At 48.3% G+C, this 18,120-nt stretch carries 13 protein-coding genes; 4 read left to right on the top strand and 9 right to left on the bottom strand.

All coding sequences use genetic code 11. The annotated features are described in order from the left end of the window. Positions 1 to 2 precede the first annotated feature (2 nt). The 5 genes from ACRRNK_RS04105 to ACRRNK_RS04085 form a co-directional block, all read right to left on the bottom strand. Positions 3 to 701 carry a hypothetical protein gene (locus tag ACRRNK_RS04105; RefSeq protein WP_433945538.1) on the bottom strand — a complete coding sequence of 233 codons (699 nt, stop codon included), beginning with the start codon at positions 699 to 701 and terminating at the stop codon, positions 3 to 5. After that, a complete protein-coding gene (locus tag ACRRNK_RS04100) occupies positions 691 to 2,148 on the bottom strand; it encodes a hypothetical protein (RefSeq protein ID WP_433945537.1) in 1,458 nt (485 codons plus the stop codon). Before ACRRNK_RS04100 ends, ACRRNK_RS04105 begins: the two co-directional genes overlap by 11 nt. Continuing rightward, a complete protein-coding gene (locus ACRRNK_RS04095; protein ID WP_433945536.1) occupies positions 2,133 to 3,470 on the bottom strand; it encodes a DUF2399 domain-containing protein in 1,338 nt (445 codons plus the stop codon). The genes ACRRNK_RS04100 and ACRRNK_RS04095 overlap by 16 nt, the downstream gene beginning before the upstream one ends. Positions 3,471 to 3,835: 365 nt before the next feature. Continuing rightward, the gene (locus tag ACRRNK_RS04090; RefSeq protein WP_433945535.1) at positions 3,836 to 7,762 is read right to left on the bottom strand and encodes an invasin domain 3-containing protein; all 3,927 of its coding nucleotides are present in this window, start codon (positions 7,760 to 7,762) and stop codon (positions 3,836 to 3,838) included. 130 nt (positions 7,763 to 7,892) lie between these two features. Beyond that, the gene (locus tag ACRRNK_RS04085) at positions 7,893 to 8,063 is read right to left on the bottom strand and encodes a hypothetical protein (RefSeq protein WP_433945534.1); all 171 of its coding nucleotides are present in this window, start codon (positions 8,061 to 8,063) and stop codon (positions 7,893 to 7,895) included. Positions 8,064 to 8,371: 308 nt separating this feature from the next. Between ACRRNK_RS04085 and ACRRNK_RS04080 the strand changes: the two genes are divergently transcribed. Continuing rightward, positions 8,372 to 12,787 carry an AAA family ATPase gene (locus ACRRNK_RS04080; protein ID WP_433945533.1) on the top strand — a complete coding sequence of 1,472 codons (4,416 nt, stop codon included), beginning with the start codon at positions 8,372 to 8,374 and terminating at the stop codon, positions 12,785 to 12,787. 56 nt (positions 12,788 to 12,843) lie between these two features. Here ACRRNK_RS04080 and ACRRNK_RS04075 read toward each other — a convergent pair whose 3' ends face one another. Together ACRRNK_RS04075 and ACRRNK_RS04070 are read right to left on the bottom strand one after the other, a co-directional pair. Then, positions 12,844 to 13,206: a hypothetical protein gene (locus ACRRNK_RS04075; RefSeq protein ID WP_433945532.1), complete on the bottom strand. Its 363-nt coding sequence runs from the start codon at positions 13,204 to 13,206 to the stop codon at positions 12,844 to 12,846. 92 nt (positions 13,207 to 13,298) lie between these two features. Then, entirely contained in the window at positions 13,299 to 14,006 is a 708-nt protein-coding gene (locus ACRRNK_RS04070; RefSeq protein ID WP_433945531.1) for a DNA alkylation repair protein, read from the bottom strand. A 234-nt stretch (positions 14,007 to 14,240) separates the two neighbouring features. Between ACRRNK_RS04070 and ACRRNK_RS04065 the strand changes: the two genes are divergently transcribed. After that, positions 14,241 to 14,744: a hypothetical protein gene (locus tag ACRRNK_RS04065; protein ID WP_433945530.1), complete on the top strand. Its 504-nt coding sequence runs from the start codon at positions 14,241 to 14,243 to the stop codon at positions 14,742 to 14,744. Positions 14,745 to 15,093: 349 nt separating this feature from the next. Next, the gene (locus ACRRNK_RS04060) at positions 15,094 to 15,570 is read left to right on the top strand and encodes a GNAT family N-acetyltransferase (protein WP_433945529.1); all 477 of its coding nucleotides are present in this window, start codon (positions 15,094 to 15,096) and stop codon (positions 15,568 to 15,570) included. Here ACRRNK_RS04060 and ACRRNK_RS04055 read toward each other — a convergent pair. Continuing rightward, entirely contained in the window at positions 15,565 to 16,665 is a 1,101-nt protein-coding gene (locus tag ACRRNK_RS04055; RefSeq protein WP_433945528.1) for an L-dopachrome tautomerase-related protein, read from the bottom strand. The two genes, ACRRNK_RS04060 and ACRRNK_RS04055, sit on opposite strands and share 6 nt — an antisense overlap. 596 nt (positions 16,666 to 17,261) lie before the next feature. On the opposite strand from ACRRNK_RS04055, the gene ACRRNK_RS04050 reads away from it, so the two are divergent. Continuing rightward, the gene (locus ACRRNK_RS04050) at positions 17,262 to 17,621 is read left to right on the top strand and encodes a putative zinc-binding protein (protein ID WP_433945527.1); all 360 of its coding nucleotides are present in this window, start codon (positions 17,262 to 17,264) and stop codon (positions 17,619 to 17,621) included. Between the two features lie 84 nt (positions 17,622 to 17,705). On the opposite strand, the gene ACRRNK_RS04045 is transcribed toward ACRRNK_RS04050, so the two are convergent. Further along, complete coding sequence (locus ACRRNK_RS04045; RefSeq protein ID WP_433946796.1) at positions 17,706 to 18,086, bottom strand: YkvA family protein; 381 nt, start codon at positions 18,084 to 18,086, stop codon at positions 17,706 to 17,708. Positions 18,087 to 18,120 lie beyond the last annotated feature (34 nt).

Raw genomic sequence — 18,120 nt, 5'->3', positions numbered from 1 at the left:
ATCTATTCCTCAGATCCTTCCTGATACAAGTTGTATCGCTTAAAAAACTTCAGTACTTCTTCCTTGTTCAATTGATTCGATTGGCTGAATTCGACAGTCCGACGTAAGAAAGAATCCGAGAACATGTGCACTCCAATCGCTGTAAGTTGATACGCCTTTTCCCTGGAATTCGTATCATACTCTTCTAGCGCCCCAATCTTCCGTAGCTGATCTATATTAAGCAACAGCCGTTGATTGGCCTTCGTAGTCTCATGACCAAATGCATTCAGTAACTGATCGAAGAGAGTGAATTCATGCTGCAATACCTCTTGTTGATAGAACATAAATAAGAGTATAGCGAGGCTTTCTTTGGATAAAGTACTGCGGGCTGCTCTGGCCGGGACCCTCATCATGGCCACGACTTGATCGCGCCTCTCATCATATATAACTTGGAAATAACGGCTTACTGCCTGATTAACTCTTTGCAAAAACGAGAAAAACTTCTCATCCTGCTCCGAAATCCGAAGCTGCTTCTCTACTTCTCTTCTAGATAAGCCGAAATTACCGGCCCGCATCGTAGCGGAAGAGGAGAATAAGATGTTCATGAACGCCATTTCCTCTTCCTGTGTCAATACTCCCTTGAGCAACTGCATCACGTTCAGGGGATTCGTATTGAATTCCTCCACCTGCTCTATGGCATTCATATCGGACTCAGATATCATCCTCTATTCCTCCAATTTCTTCTGATCCGGATTGATCATGAACTCTGTCGCTTCGTTTCCTGAGTAGCTGATTTCGCTCTTCACGATGTAACCATTCCCACTGTTTCTCGTAGATTGGCGTTTTTTTTGCTGTCTCCGTCTGTGCTTGATCAATCGTCATCTTCTTGTTACCGACCAAAGCTGCTACAGCAGTCAACGCATTAACAGCATCCCCCCATTCCGCAGAGGTTGCTTCGATCATGACCTGTTCCAGCGGCGCTTCTTCAATATGCTCCATATACGTCTCAATGGCCTCTGTCTGGATCATTGATTTCGTAAGTAGCCACTCCGATTCCCCCATCAACTCACTTAGTTGATCTATGGATATTTCCTCTTCCCCATACTCCACCTCGGTCTCTTCTTCCATCGCAGAGTCCATCACAGGTTCATACGTCTCCAAGTAATGAACGGCGTCACGGATAGACTCTGACGAGATAGGCGCAGCGAATTTAACGGGTACCCATAATCCATCGGCTGCTTCCCCTTCATATTGATCCTGCTCCATGAAGCTCATAAGCTGATGGACGTTCGGGATATCTGATTCCAATGGAGGATCATACATTTTCAGAATGAACTCTCTTACTTTGTCCGGATGAATAGCAGATGAGAGTACCGTACGCTGCATCGTTGTAAACTTCAGATATTTATTGATCATACCAACACTCAAATTCGTTCCTTCTGCCAATACAGCGGTTCCTTGATGCATCAGGTTGCTCAGAATGAGACTCTCCTCGATCGTCTGAAACTGCCGAAATCGCTCTGTAAGCTTCACCTCAAGCTCCTCCATGAGCTGATGAATGATTTCCAGCTGTGGCAAGGCGTTACGGTCGGCAAGCAGCTCGAGCTCCCTTTCCTTCATCAAGTTAATCGCATTTTCAACGTTACGAATCATACTTGCAATTTTATTGCCCCCGGATATCCCATGATCATCGTAGGCCTCGCTTAGCTCAGCATCACGCCTGGCTTGAAATAACGAACGACCAATATCGTCATGCATGTAATAAGCAAGAGAGTCGTTAGCCAGCCGAATAAGGACATCCATTAATCGTTTGCCAACATCTCGCATCTTCAGTTGCCTTGTCTGCTTGGAGATCCAATTATATTTAACGAGCACATGAATGATCTGTTCTACCTTCTTCCTGCTTGGCGGTTCTGGATCACGGTAGCGGTTCCTGTAACGGTAATATAACGTGTCCGAATTCTCGATGGGCTCGTCAAGTCCAAGCGCTTCCTCATTGATCAATTGTATAATTCTTAGAAACCGTAAAATTTCAGAAGGTGATTGAAATGCATTCTGTGATCCAAGGTCACTCAGCACACCTGATAATGAAGCAATATCCCTCATCGACTGAAGCATTTCTGGTGAGGAATCGTCATTTTGAAATATAGATATTAATCTTCTATCCATTGTCTCCAGTCCTGAGCACCTCCTAATATTTGCTCTTGCTCCAACTTGGTTACCGTCAGGAGCTCCTTCATATATTCTTGATAAGCCTCCCAGCTGTCCACAACCTTATGATTGTGGCAAATCCATTTCAGCCTAAGGGGGTATGCAGCAACTGAGTTAAGCATTTCTCCCGCAATAAGAAGGCCGTCCTTGTCATAATCACTCCACAAAATGGCTTGCTGAATTTGAGTGTTACTCAGCAGCTGATGAATGAACGCTCGATGTGAGCTTCTAAGATGGCCATCTACACACACAACCAAAGAACCCGTCTCTCTCAAAAAACCACGCTCGGCAGATAATCGGGTCAGAACTCCGCGATTCTCGACCAACCAGAGTGTCGTTGCATCAGTTGTATACTGATCCTGGGCAATAGAAAGATCCGTTAAGGCATGAACAGGACCTGCCTCATAATGCGACCATTGTCCACTCAAATGTCCTGCGAAATACAAAGGTGTGATTGCCCCGGAGCTAATCATCCCAAGGAATTCTACAGACTGCCCGCTCCATACCTCCAGAAGAGTAATAAAATCATCCTTATTCGCATCGAAGGCTTTAGATCCACCGATATTTTGATAATACTGTGCACCTATCTCTTTCCAATCAAATACCTCCTTGCGACTGGATATCAAGAAGAATGCCAGCAAGAAGTGTAAATAATTAATTCTTTTGGACATGCTCCACGGCTTAGGAAATAGCTCTAGTTCGCCCAGTTCTTCAATTGTCCAAAGAATACTTGTAGATATATGATGGCGGATTAAAGACAAGTATGCTGCGCGCCCTTGATCCTCAAGACCTCTTACGTCTTCCAGTGCATTTCCGGCAGTTAGCTGATAGTTCTTAAGTTGACTGATCTGGTCCAGTCTTTCCTGATCCATCTGCTTCTGTAAAAATGTGAAAAGACGATAGCCCATCCGATATTGCATGCGTTCAATCGTCTTCCCGTCTCGCTTGAAACGCATCTCCTTCATGATCCATCCATTATTCAACCACTCAAAGGCCAGCATATTCTCCTCAAGATTGGCACGCTTGCCCGGAGTCCACTTCCATAACGATAAATGTGGGATTTCCAGGTCCTCTTCAGGAAATTCGCGTAGCGACAGAGTTATAGTGCCCACCGTACGTAAGGTTCGCGCGGTTTTTTTTACGATACTGACGTCAATTATAGAAGCTTCAGTTCCCGGAGTATCCGGATCCAGGTACTCGCCGCTCTTTAAAATATACTGCGATATATATGCAAAAACGCGTTCTATTGTGGTCATCAAATCCCTCACGTATCTGCTCATTAGCTATAAATTCTGCTCTATCCTACCTTTTCATTCTATCAATAAAAGAGTAGGAATTCAGTATAACAATATTCATCGAGAGGAAGGACCTGGAATATACTCTTTTAATGATGAGGATCTGAGCACTCCATCGGAGATCATCAATAACTCGCTAAATGGAATGAACTAAAGAAATGAACGTTTGGATTCTGGCAACCACTTGTTGCGGCAGGAAACCGGTCACGCAGTCTTTAGTTCAATCCATATAAATATCAAAGTAAATCTCCCCATAAAAAAAGACGAGCCCCCCAATGGCTCGTCCTTCTCATTCTAATATCCACTAACTCATTCAATTTCTCAAACCCATTCATCCCTTACTACGCTCTTCACTTCCCATCAATCAACCCAGCCTTCTCCAGCATCCGGTACAAAAGCACGCTCGTCTCAGCCCGCGTCAGCAATTTCTGTGGACGCAGCTCCTTGCCGTAGCCCTTAACCAAGCCCTGCTGGATAGCCGTGGCTACCGCGGCCTTGGCCCATTTCGCGACCTCGCTGCCGTCCGAGTAGGCGGATAGATTTACGCCCTCCCCGGCGATGTTGCCAGACGGAGCGGCTCCGGCTCCTGCCAGTTGAAGCGCCCGAATGATCGTCACGATCGCTTCCTGCCGCGATACCTTCTGATTCGGAGCAAAAGTTCCATCACTCACCCCATCCATAATGTGGTGTGCGTGAACTGCTGCAACCGCTCCGCTGTACCAGCTTGACGGGCTTACATCCCGGAACTGGGATGGTTCCCCGCCGGCTTCCGGCAAGCCAAGCGCTCTGGATAACAGAGCGGCAAGCTCCGCGCGGGTAATTGCGGCTTCCGGCGCGAACCGGGCAGCATCGATGCCTTGAATGATCAGTCTGCTGTTCATATCGAGGATCTCGCTCGCTGCCCAATGTCCTTGCAGGTCTGTTAGCTGGGATGACTTGGAGACCAGGGCATATGTGCCATTCATGAGACTGCGAACAATGACAGCCGGCTTCCCGTCAATTTTAGTAAATTTCGTTGGCACGGGACGCAGGCCCAGCTTATCGTCCCATACCACAACGGTCGAAGCCGCTTGGGCAGAAGCATCCGGCAGATACATAATCCGTTCAACATACTGGCCGAACAAGGTAATTTCCTTCTTCTCACCTTGACGTGCCACATAGACATGACTAGAAATCGGGTCCGACACTAATTTAAGCCCGTTCTCATTCACTGCAGCCTGTAGTCCGGTTAGGGACCCAAGCTCACCACGCTCCATTGTTAGCTGAAGCTCGGTATCTTTGGGCCAGACCGAACCCGGCTTGATGACTTCAGCCAAAGGCAGCCGGTATTGACCGTGATAGGCTGCCAATATTACGTTAGCGGACTTTCCGCTTAGGAGTCCAACTACCTCGCCCGGAACCCGCAGTACGGTCCGATCGGCTTTCTTGTCCACCGAAACCGTGAGTGAGACATTATTCGAAGAGGGCAGTGAATCCAGCACTTTTTTCAGCGCATCCAGCTTCAGTTCAATGTCGATGTAATTCGCTCCGCTCGCATCCTTCACCATCTTGGCGATTCCTGAAATTTCAGTCCCGTTCACACTTACCTTCAATGAATCGTCATCCGGCGTGCTTGCTGGATAGGTAGGGCTTGAAGGACTTGCAGTCCCTCCTCCAGACGAACCTGAAGAACTACCCGGATCTGGATTCGGGGTTGGACTGGAACGAACGACTAGAAGCTTATATGTCTTCACCGAACCATCCTGTGCTTTGACACGGATTACAAAGGTGTTAGTGCCCGTGACCAGAGAATATACATCGGTGATCGCGCCGCTCTTGATCTCCGACTCGTTGACGTAGATCACAGCGTGACTGTCCACGGAGGTCAGGAGCATTTTCAGTCCGTTTACTTCAGAATTGGCTGGTATGGAATAACTCGCCCTCTCCGGATCAAAAGTAAAACCAAGCGTTCCCCCCACGCCCGTAACCTGCCAGCCGCTTAAGTTGTTATTGCTGCTCTTGGGAACAATATTATTGATCTCAATTACCCGGACATTGGCGTTACCCGCCGTATCTGCCACATAGACAGAATAGACCCCGTTCTCCTGCACGGTAAAATGCTCTGTAAACGCAGTACCTTCCTTCTCAAAATACGAGACCTGCTGATTGCCCGGCGCCCACTTCATCACAGCAACCTTGTTCAATTGTCCGTAGACCTTGGCGGTTGCCGTGACACTCACACCTTCCAAGGTTGGCGTGCTTGGGTCCTGGGTTAGTTCAATCGTTGGCGGCTGATCGTAAGTAAACGTAATCTTCACTGATTGGTCGACCGCAATCCCGCTGCTCTCTTCCTTAGCAGTATAGGTTACTGCCTCAGCGGCTGTATTGCCCACCGAGAACTTGGCAATTCCAGTCTCGTTGGTAATCGCAGATACCGGTTCGATGACCGATTGTCCGCCGCTGGCTTCAAGCTTCACCTTCTTCCCGATGAGGAGGTGGTCATATTCATCCTTTAGCGTTACAACGATTTCCGCCTTGCTGGTTCCATCAGCCCGAACAACGAGGTCGCTCGCGGTAAGGGTCGAGTGCGAGGCGCTGACGTTCCCGGGAAGGAATTCCACAGAAGTCGTGGCCGTCAGCGGTCTCTCATTGACAAATGCTCTCACCTCTGCTGTCCCCACCTCCGTTGGCGCCGTCAATCTCGCCGTATACGTTCCGTTCTCGTTATCCCTTACCTCGGTGACTTCTCCTAATGACGTGTCGATGAATACGAAGGCTCCGCCCTTCGTCAACGCCCGGCCCTGCGCATCCTTCAGCCTTACAGTGATCTCCGTCTGGCTCGTTCCGTCTGCAGGAAGCTCGGCGTCCGCCGCCTCGATCGTGCTCGTCTGGGCCGATGGCGCTCCGATCACAAATTGCACGGTCGCCGTCTTCGTCAGCGGTCTCTCATTAACAAATGCGCTCACGCTGGCTGTCCCCACCTCCGTTGGCGCCGTGAGTCTCGCCGTATACGTGCCGTCCCCGTTATCCCTCACCTCGGAGACTTCTCCTGACGTCGAGTGAATAACCACAAAGGCTCCACCCTGCGTCAACGCCCGGTCCTGAGCATCCTTCAGCCTCACGGTGATCTCCGTGTGGCTCTTGCCGTCCGCCGGAAGCGTTGATTTCGCCGCTTCGACCGTACTCGTCTCCTCCGACGGCGCCCCAGCTACGAACTGCACACTGGCAGCAGACGCTAGCGGCGTACCGCTAATACTTGCGCTCACCGTCGCTGTGCCTATCTCCGTTGGCGCCGTCAGATCAGCCGTATACGTGCCGTCTCCCTTGTCCGTTACAGTGCTCACTGTCCCTGACGTCGAGGTAATTCCTATCGAGGCTCCTCCGGTCTTCAACTCATTGCCGTACGCGTCCCTCAGCTTCACCGTTACCAGGGTGTGACTCGTTCCATCGGCAGGCAGCACCGCTGCAGCCGTTTCTATCGTGCTCGTCCCTGTCGACGGGTCTCCGGCAACCAATTGTACTGCAGCCGTCTTCGCCAGTGGTTTCCCACCAACACTTGCGCTCAACGTTGCAGTCCCTGCTGTCGTTGGCGCCGTCAGTGCAGCCGTATACGTGCCGTCCCCATTGTCGGTCACAGGACCAACCGTCCCTAATGTCGAGGTGACTGTCACCGTCTCCCCCCCACTGGTGATCTCGTTGCCCTGAGCATCCCTCAGCTTTACCGTAATCGGCGTCTGGCTTGAGCCATCTGCTACCAGGCTGTTGGAAGCTGCAAGAATTTCGCTCTCTGTCTCGGAAACGGAATAATCGGCAATCATGTACGTCCGGAAACCAAAGTCATAACCATTTCCTCCGCTATACCCTCTTTTGTATACATCACCACTACTCCCATACCAGTTAAAGCCGAAAGGAGCTCCGTTTTCTGTGGATACGACCATTTTGTACATCGTCTCCTTCTTCAGATAAGGCGGTGCCCCGGAGAAGTCGACCGTCACCCAGCTCTCATCAGAGTACCCCGAAGCCGACTGTCCTGTCGAAAGCGGCGTTGAATCTCCATCCTTATACAGATCTACACGAATAGCCCCTGGCGTACCTGCCACAGCAAATACATGTAGATCAATTTTATCCAAAGTGCCCGTAACGGCAGGCGTAAAGGTCTGGAAGCGCGGATAGTCTTTATTCGCCCAGACACTTCCATTGTGCTGTGTCTGCTCCTGATCCGGCAAGGCCGCGTCTGCCGCAAGAGTTGAGCTGTTTGTCATACCAAACAGGATAACAATCACAAGCGCAATGGACATCCATCGCCTACTTCTTTTACAACTATACATTTATAATCTAATCCTCCATCCTTTTGCTCCGATACTAAATTTCCTGGTACAAGTCCTGTAAGAGATCCCCTTGCCCATCTCCCCTCTGCTTATCGAGTCCTCAAGCTGTAACATAGAAATATCCCCCAACAATCACCGCCCCGAGCAAAAACAGACCAAAGTACCATTTGGTAAACCGAAGGCTCATTGTACTTCCGTCCCACCACAGCTTGGCATAGATCACTATGCCTAGCAGGAGAATACTGACCAGCGCAATCAACCCATTTTCCATGTTCCTGTTCTAACCTCCCTATCATCAGAAATGACGAACTTATGCCATCTAAAATAATCTAAAAGCCGTCTCTACCTCCATACCTACAATGGAGTATTTTTGGTTCCAAACCTTGTCTGCAAGCCATATTCCAGGTGACTCGTTCCACAAAATCCCATTTTATATCTGTAACAAGACCGGCCATTGCATTACAATAGGAGGTATGAAGGTTAAGTGAAATCAGAGGTGTTCGGAAATTGGAAACCAACCATCCTATTGGTACATCCATGGGCAGATCTGTGAAAGAAACAGATCCTCCCGGTGGGCAAGTGTTCAAAACTGATACAACATTAAGAGAGTATGTCCGTGGACCTAGAGGAATGGACCCAGACCAATTTCTCCCCCTGGCGAGATCTATGACGGCTAGTATCGGAAGACTGCATCAGCAGCAAATGATTCATTTGGATCTGCGGCCGGAGCGGATAGGTATTTCATCCGGGGGAGATGAGGCTTATTTAATAGATTCGGGTTATGCCGTTCACCGCACGGCCGAGGGCTACCCGTATCTTACTGGCGGTGTAATGAAATCAGGCTTGCCGTATTGCTCGCCTGAGAATACGGGAAGAATGCACCGAAGTGTGGATGAGCGAAGTGATTTATATTCACTGGGTGTGATTTTCTATGAAATGCTTGCAGGCCGCCCGCCTTTTCTAACAGATCAGCCCTTGGAGTGGGTATACATGCATCTGGCTCAAAGCCCCCCGCCCCTGACGAACCTCGCATTGCCCCTGCCCGAGGGCCTGGAAGCGATCATCACCAAGCTATTAGAGAAGAATCCGGATAAGCGCTATCCCAGTGTCGGCGTTCTGCTGGCCGATTTGGACAAAATCGGAAGACCCCACGATATCCACCTGATCGAGCAGGGGCTTCACGGGCGGGAACATGAAATGGCGATGCTGACTCAGGCCTTCTATTCCGCGTGCCTCGGGTCAACAGAAATGGTCTATGTCTCAGGCGAGGCCGGGATCGGCAAAACCAGCCTGATTGAAGAGGTGCTCAGGAAGCAGCAGCATGACCGGGATTTCTACTACATCACCGGGAAATTCGAACAGCTCTCCAAAGAAAGCCCCTATCATCCCATTATTCAGGCTTTCCGCGGGTTGATGCGGCATTTGTTAGGACAGCGGAGAGACCAGTCCATGCTGTGGAGACAGAAGCTTCAGGAGGCACTTGGGGCCAATGTCCATGTCATCGCGGATATTATTCCTGAAGCTAGGCTAATTCTGGCCAGTGACCACGCGCCTGCGTTAGAGGAACTGCAAGCGAATGAATCGAAGAAGCGGTTCATTTATGCTTTTCGCAAATTTGTTCAGGCCCTGGCATCGAAGGAGCACCCGCTTGTTCTGTTCATTGATGATCTGCAGTGGGCCGATGCTTCCTCACTCCAGTTGATTCACGCGTTGTTATCCGATCCCGAATGCCAGTATTTGATGATCGTCTGTGCATATCGACTTATGGAGACAGACCGGGCTAAGCTGCCGGGGTACGAGCTGGACGGGAGCATGACCGACCAGGCGGTAGTCCGCCACATTCATCTGAGTCAGCTGGGACCAGCGGAAATGAATCAAATTGTGATGGAGACGCTTCATAGTCCAGCCGATACGACGCATTCTCTAACAGAGCTCTTGTGCCATCAATCGAAGGGCAACCCGTTTCATTTCAAGCAAATACTGCTCCGTCTACAGGATGACCATATTCTGAGCTACAATCATGAGGAACGCCGCTGGCAGTGGAACCTGGAAAAGGTGCTTGAGCAGGTGCCCCGTTATGCCATCCATGAGCTGATGGAGCACAAATTACATCGTCTGCCCGCGGATGCCCAAGAACTGTTGAAAATAGCCGCCTGTGTAGGGAGCACCTTCCATCCTTCATTAATCGCCTCTGTCTCCTATCAGGGTAATGAGGATGAGGATATTAATTGGTCCGTCATCGAAGCCGAGGGGTTGATAGTTCCGTTCGAAGGGGAGATGTACCGCTTTACTCACGATAATATCCAAAAGCTCATCTATAGCGGGATAGATGACGAATCGAAGCAGGATATCCATATCCGTATTGGCCAGATTCTGTATGGCAGGGACAATGCATATGGAGAGAACTCTCTCTTTGATGCGGTTAATCATCTGAATCGGGGATCGGCAAGCATGAAGGACGCCCAAGTAATCCTGCAGCTCGTCAGATTAAATCTGGAGGCGGGACATCGGGCCAAGTCTTCCACTGCTTACGATATTGCCCTGGGTTATTTCCGCAAAGGCGTGAAGCTGCTGTCACCGGGGGACTGGGATCGTGAGTTCGACTTGATCTTCGAGCTGCACACCCAGAAAGCGGAATGTGAGTACTTGTGCGGAAATTCAGCCGATTCCGAGCGGGATATCGACTTCCTGCTTGGCAAGGCGCGCGGTCCGGTTGAACGGAGCCGTGTGCAGATGATCCGGATTATGCAGTACATTAATCAGGGCAGATATCATGAAAGTACAGCTCTCGGTCTTGCGAGTCTGAAGGAGCATCAGATCTATATCTCACCACATCCAAGCAAATACCTGTTACTCATGGAAGGCAAGCGAATTGAGGCTAATCTCGGTAAAGAGTACGGCCGGCTTGCGTACCTGGAGGAGATGACGGATAAAGAACGGATCAGTGCGATGAATCTTATTTATGCGATCATTCCCTCCACCTTCTTCACCAATAAAGAAGTGTTCTTCCTGCTGACGTGCCGAGCTATTCAGCTTACATTGAAACACGGCAATACCCCCGCCTCCGCGGCTATTTATACCGCGATGGGTATGCTGCTCGGAACCGCATTAGGCAAATTCGAGAAGGGTTATGCTATTGCCAAGCTGGGTGTGGAGCTCTCCGAGCGCTACAATGTCACTTCAATTAAAAGCAATACCTATACCATGTTCGGCAGTGTACTCTGCCAATTTGCCGGGAATGCGCGTGAAGGAGACACTTATTTGATCAAAGCGCTTCGGTGCGGTCTGGATTCGGGGGATTACGTGTTTGCAAGCTATGCCATGGGCGCTCATGTCAATTCCTTATACACCAGAGCATCGTTAAGTGAATTGGCCAGAGCCATTGCCGAATACATGGATGTGCTCGCTACAACCAAGGATGAGTTCGTGAGGAAGAACTTTCACCTGTACCAGCAGGTCATTCTCGCGCTTCAGGGAAGGACGTCAATACCTGCGGCATTCAGCGGCCCGGATTTCGATGAAGAACAATTTCTGGGGCAAATTCGCCGGGAAGAGACTTCGGCAACCACGTTGTTTCAGTTCAGCACGTACAAGACTCAGCTCAGCTATCTGACAGGTCAATATGCGGAGGCCATCAAGTGGGCTGAGCAGGCGGAGGCCTATGAGGCTTACGCAACTCATTTGCCTCACTTGCCGGAATGCTTATTCTATGCCTCTCTCGCCATCATGGCGGCCCCTGCCCCATCACGGGCAGATACCCAAAAGTTAAACCGCCATCTCCAGCGCTTTAGACAATGGGCACAGTGCAGTCCGGATAATCATCAGCCCCGGTATGACCTCCTTCAAGCGGAATTTGCCCGTATATCAGGTGAATTGCAGAAGGCAGAGGCGATGTACGATCAGGCCATCCGTACGGCGAGAGAGCTGGAGGATTTCCATGTGACAAGTATTGCGGGTGAAGCTGCGGCCAACTACTATTTGGGATGCGGCAAAAGTAAGACGGCGGGGTATTATCTGCAGCTGGCTGTTGAAGGGTATCAGCAGTGGGGAGTTCAGCTGAAGGTATCAGAGTTGGAGGAACTCATTCAGATGGTGCAGAGTCAGGTGAATCGTCATGCAGCATCTGATCGTACCTTGACATTCCTGGACCAGGGGATTGAGGCCGCGGATCATGCCGCAGAGGATATTTCTAAAATTCGAAGCGTCCCCCATTCGGTGGACAGTATAGACCTTGCCGCGATTCTAAAAACTACCCAGGCCATCACCCATCAGATGACCCTGGACACGGTGCTTACGGAAATCATGAACACCATTATGAAGCATGCCGGAGCCAGCAAAGGCGCGCTCCTTACGGGCACCGAGGATACGCTTGTGATTCAGGTCTATGCGGATTCGGAACCATCCACACTTACGTCACCTTCTGAATTAAGTGACAGCTCCCTGCTGCCGGAAGGAATCATCCGCTATGTGTTTCGAAGCCAGGAGGATATTTATTATAGCGGAGAAGAGGAAAGCTGGTTGATTCATAACCCGTACTTCGCTCAGCATCAGCCCCAGTCGGCGCTATGTATTCCCGTAACCGTTCATGGCACGATGATGGGCGTCCTTTATCTTGAGAACAAGCTTGCAGGGCATGTGTTCACGCCCGGCCGTACGGCTGTTCTTCAGGCCATGGCATCCCACGGAATCTTTATGTGTGTGCTTCAAAGTTCGCCTGAACCTTCTTACGTCCAGCCGGATGCCGGAGAAGATGAGCAATCCGCACCTGACCCCATCGAAGAGCCGTTAACTGAGCGTGAGCTTGAGGTACTCGCCCTATTAGCCGCAGGATTAACCAATAAGGAAATCGCCGAACGTTTGGTTATCGCTATTGGTACCGTGAAGGTTCATGTGAAGAATATTTTCGCCAAGCTAAAGGTCAACCGTCGCATCAATGCCATTGCCCAAGCCAAAGAGCTAAAGCTGATCAGCGACAAAACCCGGCGGTCCGTGTGAGCAAGCAAAAAAGGAGCCTCATCAGCTCCTTTTCCCCACCTAATGTAGCATTAAATTTATGGCTTCACCTTAGCAATAACCGCATAACTTACAGATCTTGTGAAATTGGTCGGATTCCATGCGGTGAAGAACCATCTGTCCTCAGCTGCGGAATAGTTGTCGAGAAGGAAGCCTTGGTCATTTCCGGAGAAAATCCAGGAACCGCTAATGATATTGAAGCCATTGCCGTTAATTGTAGTGCTTCTGAAGCTATTCGGAGGAAGAGTGACCGAAGAGAACGTGAAGCGTGCAAATCCATCTCCAAGGTCTGTTCTACGGAGGGCTTTTCTAACATTTTTAACTACGTGACTTTGTTTTTTGAATTTTCTCCCCAGCTTTGCTTCCGCCTTTTTAATTCTCATCAAGGTTGCTTTTCTCAAAAAAAATCAACTCCTTAGTTGTTATACTATAGTTAATGACGGAGTAGATGCTTTTGAATGGACAAAACTGCCGGGAGATTGGTTGAATTATTTCAACATCTTACATGCTTGCGCTTGAACCCAAGCTGTCCCCTATCTATGGCCTTCTGAATATTGCCCGAAGCGTTCAGGTACTTACTCTTTCCCTTGTCTTGTCCGACTTCAACAGGTCCCACAGCTTGGGCGGTCTGGACCGCTAGATCGTGAAGCGGTGAATAGGACGTGGCCACGGTGTAAATGAAATTATTCATCGCGTACTTCGTACGCTCGGGAGAGTCATGAATCGTATCTTTGACCATCTCTAGCATTTTCGCGATTTTGCTTCCCTCGAATTCAGCATCCGGGCGGCTCCCGAGCAGCCAGCAGTAGCAGCTCCATCCAGCGGACATTCTCAGTTCTTCGCCGCTTGCAATCCATTTATCCGCAACTTCTTGTGCAATATCTGTCTCTGCAAGGGTTACCGCAACCACATAATCGGACAGCATGTAGAAGTATGCCGCATCTATCCAACGGTCGAAATCCGCTTCCGTCATCGCAGCCGGGTCCGCAATTACGCCGGCAAAGTACATGGCGTCGTAGTTCCCAGTGGCGTAAAGCTGCTCGGCCAGAGGCTGATTCTTCTTGATTTTCTTGGACATGGGCTTCATAGCCCCTGTAGCCACGCCAAAAAGCGGCTCCTGCGCGCCGTTCGATATATAAATCTTCTTGGTTCGTTCCTTGCCGAGAGCTTCGAGCTCCTGCATAACGATGTCAAAGTCCATAGCTATCACTTCTTTCTGGAAGTTATTACAGCTGTTTCAGTATAAATTATTCTCGGTTAATATTCATACTTCCTGTTTCATACCATACTTCACTCGAACCACTCTTTTTACTACATTTCTCTTCGCTTATTTCCTACACATTAAGCATTTGACAATATTTAACTAACAACATACCATAAATACAGTAATAACCAGTTAATTCATAATAAAGAAAGTCATGAGGAAATTAATATTATGAAGAAAAAATGGGCCTTGATTGCGATATTATCTTTAGCGCCGGCGATAACAGCTTTTGCTTCATCAAGATCAACTCAGGGGAAGGTAACTCCTGACTCTAGTGTAACAGAAACTCGCACTAGTAATCCTTTTATCGATAATCGCCTGATTAGCCCACAAGTTATGGATACGTCCAATCCTATTGGCAGTGCTGTAAAGGGAGGCGCAGTTGTACAAAAAACCTTTACTGTAAATGCAGGATTTGGTCATCTTAAACTTTTAATGAAAAACTATAGCAGACAAGCAGTTACTGTTAGCCTAACACACGTGAATTCCGGGTTGGTATATTTCTCAAGAAAAATTGAAGGCAACGGATCTTTAACCTGGAGAAATTTCGAAGAGGGTTATGACCAAGGTATGCGTGGTGGAGACTATATTCTTCAATGGAATGGTGGCAATTACTCCGTTAATGGAGAATTTTTCGGAAAGACGGGTTCAAAAATCTCCGATGTTTCAAAATAATTTATACATTAGTCTCATAAAATACTTTTTCTCTCTAGTCCAATCTGCTTAGCTAATATAACCCTTCCCAAATACGAAAGACGAATCGCCAATGTTACATAAATGTGAGGATGCAACGTGTTTTAACCCTAACTCCCCTAACAGGTATAAATACCCTCCCCTACTATTCACACTTCCAAATCTTAATAAATTAACCGCGCAAATAAAAAGGCCTCATACCTGGTATATTATCACCAAATATAAGGACATCAAATTGACATTTGAAGGAGCCCGCCTTACAATAAATCCTTAAAATTAAGCAGTTCAACTTATATAGTCTTTAATACATCTAGATGCGAGGATGAACATCATGCTAATACGAGAGATTGAAGAACGAGACAATCAAGCCATGGAGCGGATCATTAAACGCTCACTGGAGTCTTTTGGACTGAATATTCCAGGAACCGCCTACTTTGACCCCCAGCTGGGCAGTCTGGCTGAGTACTATAAGCAGCAGCCTGGCTCCAAGTACTGGGTTATTGTTACGGATCAAGGTGAAATTGCAGGCGGCGTGGGTATAGGCCGCTTCGGGCAGAATCCAGAAGTTTGTGAGCTGCAGAAGCTCTATCTTGCGCCTCAAGAACAAGGCAAAGGTCTGTCTAAAGAGCTGATGAAAGTGGCCTTGGATTTTGCCGCCAAGCATTATAAGTTCTGCTACTTAGAGACATTCGAGAAGCTGAAAGCCGCGAACTCTCTTTATCTTAAATTCGGTTTCCGTCAGCTTGAACAAGGGCTGGACGAATCGGAGCATAATGCCTGTGACGCTTGGTATATGAAGGAATTATGAAAAGGTTGGAGCAGGAAGCTCGCCTATTTTTATGCGGAGTAAGCTGTAAGGCTTTTGCCGTAAGTCATGGCCATAGTGAAATCTTGGCTGCCGATGTAATTGATTCACAATAAAATATAAGTATTGATCCGGACCAATGGAGAATGTATCCGGCCATAAGATTCTCGGGTCATGCGCGATGGTATCCATAGCGCCGTCCGGATATATTTTACGAATACTGTTGTTTTCATAGTCTCCGGCGTACACATTTCCTTGAGCATCGGTGATCATCCCGTCAGACGCGCCTTTTTCTCCCCAATACTCCACACAGTAACTTAGATCCGCATCCGGTATCGTTCTGTCTCTTAAGGCTTCGGTTGAGACCGCGAACAAATGACGGCTGGTTAGGGGACAATAGAATAAGACCCTTCCATCTGGAGAAATGGCTATCCCATCCGAGGCCAACCTAAAAGGTGAAATTACGCCCTCTCTACTACGATTCATTAGAATCCTGCCTTCTACTTTCGGCAGCATACAGGGATCGGGTGAAGTTGACTCTGTCCCATTCAACCGTCGGAACGCAGCTCCATTGTCTAAATCTACGACGATAATAGCTCCCGGTCCTTTGGTAGAAGAATCCGTTATATAGGCGTAGCCTGCGTTGCCAACACGATAATCAACCCGCACATCATTCAGGTAAGTAGTCGGGAGGACAACAACTTCTGTGAACGTGTATACTCTTCTTATTGTGTTTGTTGTTAAATCCACAGCGACTAATTTGGCCCCACCTTTAATCGGCTCCGAGAAATTCGGTGCTCCTGTATCCAACACCCACAGTGTTCCTCTACCATCCGCGACTATACTTTGGACGCTAATGAAAGACGTTGTGATATTCCAAGGGCTCTCCATATTGGTCTCCAGGTTAGGATAAGGCTGCAGTTGACCCCCAACTATTTCCGCTACCGTAAATTCAACCTTATCCCCCCATTTCGGGAAACAAACAAATATACGCCCGGTTTCAGATACACTAACCCCTGTAGGCATCGCCCCATAAAATAAAAAAACGGGTTCGATCTCCCCGAAATATTGTGCAGCAGGTAATAAAGAATTCAACATGATCATCCTCCTCAGGCGAGATGGAACAGAGATTCCTTATATAAATGGAAATGGTTGCGTCAAGGCGCTAATTTAAGTTATGAATATACTAAGGGGTTTAGAAATTGTCCTCTTAGGGTTTCCCAGGGGTTTCCACAGAAGGGACAACAAGGCCCGACCAGGATTTGCAATGACAAAGGGGAGAACTCTAAGGTTCTCCCCTTTACCAGCAAGGCCTCCGACATGGCATAGCCCAGTCCGCTTGAAGCTCCGCTAACCAAGGCATACACTCCGCTTAATGTTTTCAGAGTCATCTTACTCATCCGCCTTTCCAGCGATCTATCATCAATTCACCGCAACTGTACTATCATTCTCGCCCCGATGCCGTCTATTCATTCGGAAAAACCATGAAAACCATTCCAACAGAGGGGTAAGCCTACTAGGCTCGCCCCTCCATTACATCAATGGATGCTCACCTGTTTTATGCGAATAGACTGTACTGAATTTATCCAAAAGTGACCGTCCTCACAGTTCATTCGCCTAACTCAGGTTATGATACTTGAAAATTTATTTATTAATAAACCGGATTGATTAGTGAAAGTGAGGAAACGTGCCAAATGAAGAATAATGAACTGCCTCTTGTCTATTCATGTTCAGGATGTTCGTCGGCGGCACAAACCGCTAACATGATCGCAATTAAGATGGACCGGAAAAAGATAGCCGAAATGTCCTGCATCGCCGGTGTCGGTGGTGATGTCAAACCGCTCGTCAACACAGCAAAGTCAGGACGCCGCATCATTGCCATTGACGGTTGTCCTTTAGCCTGCTGCAAAAGCTGTCTAGCCAGGCATGGCACCCAGCCTAACTATCACTTCGATTTATCGAAATTTAACGTACCCAAGCGTATAGGAGAGGATCCTGACCCCGATCGATTACTGAGCGCTTACGATAAAATCCTTGAGGTAATAGGGAGCTAATCACGAGTTTTGACCTTACACTATACCGTGTTAAGGTCATTTTTCTTGGTTAATAGACTTACCTCATGGATGTGACTTTCATGTCTAATGACTGAACTTTTTATAGACATACGATGCGATCCAAATGGCAAGCAGGATCCATACGATTATGAACAGAGCAGCTGTAAGCCAGTTCTTGGGCTTTCCTTGAATCTCCTGTGCCCTCGCTTTATTCTCTTCAATAACATCCCCAGGTATCATCTTAAGGGCAAGAACTATGCCTAGTGGGACAATGATCAAATCGTCAACATAGCCTAGAATCGGGATGAAATCGGGAATTAAGTCGATGGGACTGAACGCATAAGCCACAACACACAGTGTAAACAGTTTTGCATACCATTTCACTCTAGGATCTCTGTAAGATAGATATAATACAATCAAATTGGATTTGAGCCGTTTTGCAGTTTGTTTTAGTTTTTGTAGTATGGTAATGATCCCCTTTACGAAATGGAAGTACCTG

The sequence above is a fragment of the Paenibacillus sp. SN-8-1 genome, assembly GCF_050995535.1.
GTDB lineage: Bacteria > Bacillota > Bacilli > Paenibacillales > Paenibacillaceae > Fontibacillus.
The sequence above is the reverse complement of the archived record's forward strand: the minus strand, read 5'-3'. Positions and strand labels throughout refer to the sequence as shown.

Excerpts from the sequence above, each read along its gene's own strand:
- ACRRNK_RS04105 (WP_433945538.1), bottom strand. The coding sequence starts at position 701 with ATGATATCTGAGTCCGATATGAATGCCATAGAGCAGGTGGAGGAATTC.
- ACRRNK_RS04100 (WP_433945537.1), bottom strand. The coding sequence starts at position 2,148 with ATGGATAGAAGATTAATATCTATATTTCAAAATGACGATTCCTCACCA.
- ACRRNK_RS04095 (WP_433945536.1), bottom strand. The coding sequence starts at position 3,470 with ATGAGCAGATACGTGAGGGATTTGATGACCACAATAGAACGCGTTTTT.
- ACRRNK_RS04090 (WP_433945535.1), bottom strand. The coding sequence starts at position 7,762 with ATGTCCATTGCGCTTGTGATTGTTATCCTGTTTGGTATGACAAACAGC.
- ACRRNK_RS04085 (WP_433945534.1), bottom strand. The coding sequence starts at position 8,063 with ATGGAAAATGGGTTGATTGCGCTGGTCAGTATTCTCCTGCTAGGCATA.
- ACRRNK_RS04070 (WP_433945531.1), bottom strand. The coding sequence starts at position 14,006 with ATGGACTTTGACATCGTTATGCAGGAGCTCGAAGCTCTCGGCAAGGAA.
- ACRRNK_RS04065 (WP_433945530.1), top strand. The coding sequence starts at position 14,241 with ATGAAGAAAAAATGGGCCTTGATTGCGATATTATCTTTAGCGCCGGCG.
- ACRRNK_RS04060 (WP_433945529.1), top strand. The coding sequence starts at position 15,094 with ATGCTAATACGAGAGATTGAAGAACGAGACAATCAAGCCATGGAGCGG.
- ACRRNK_RS04055 (WP_433945528.1), bottom strand. The coding sequence starts at position 16,665 with ATGTTGAATTCTTTATTACCTGCTGCACAATATTTCGGGGAGATCGAA.
- ACRRNK_RS04050 (WP_433945527.1), top strand. The coding sequence starts at position 17,262 with ATGAAGAATAATGAACTGCCTCTTGTCTATTCATGTTCAGGATGTTCG.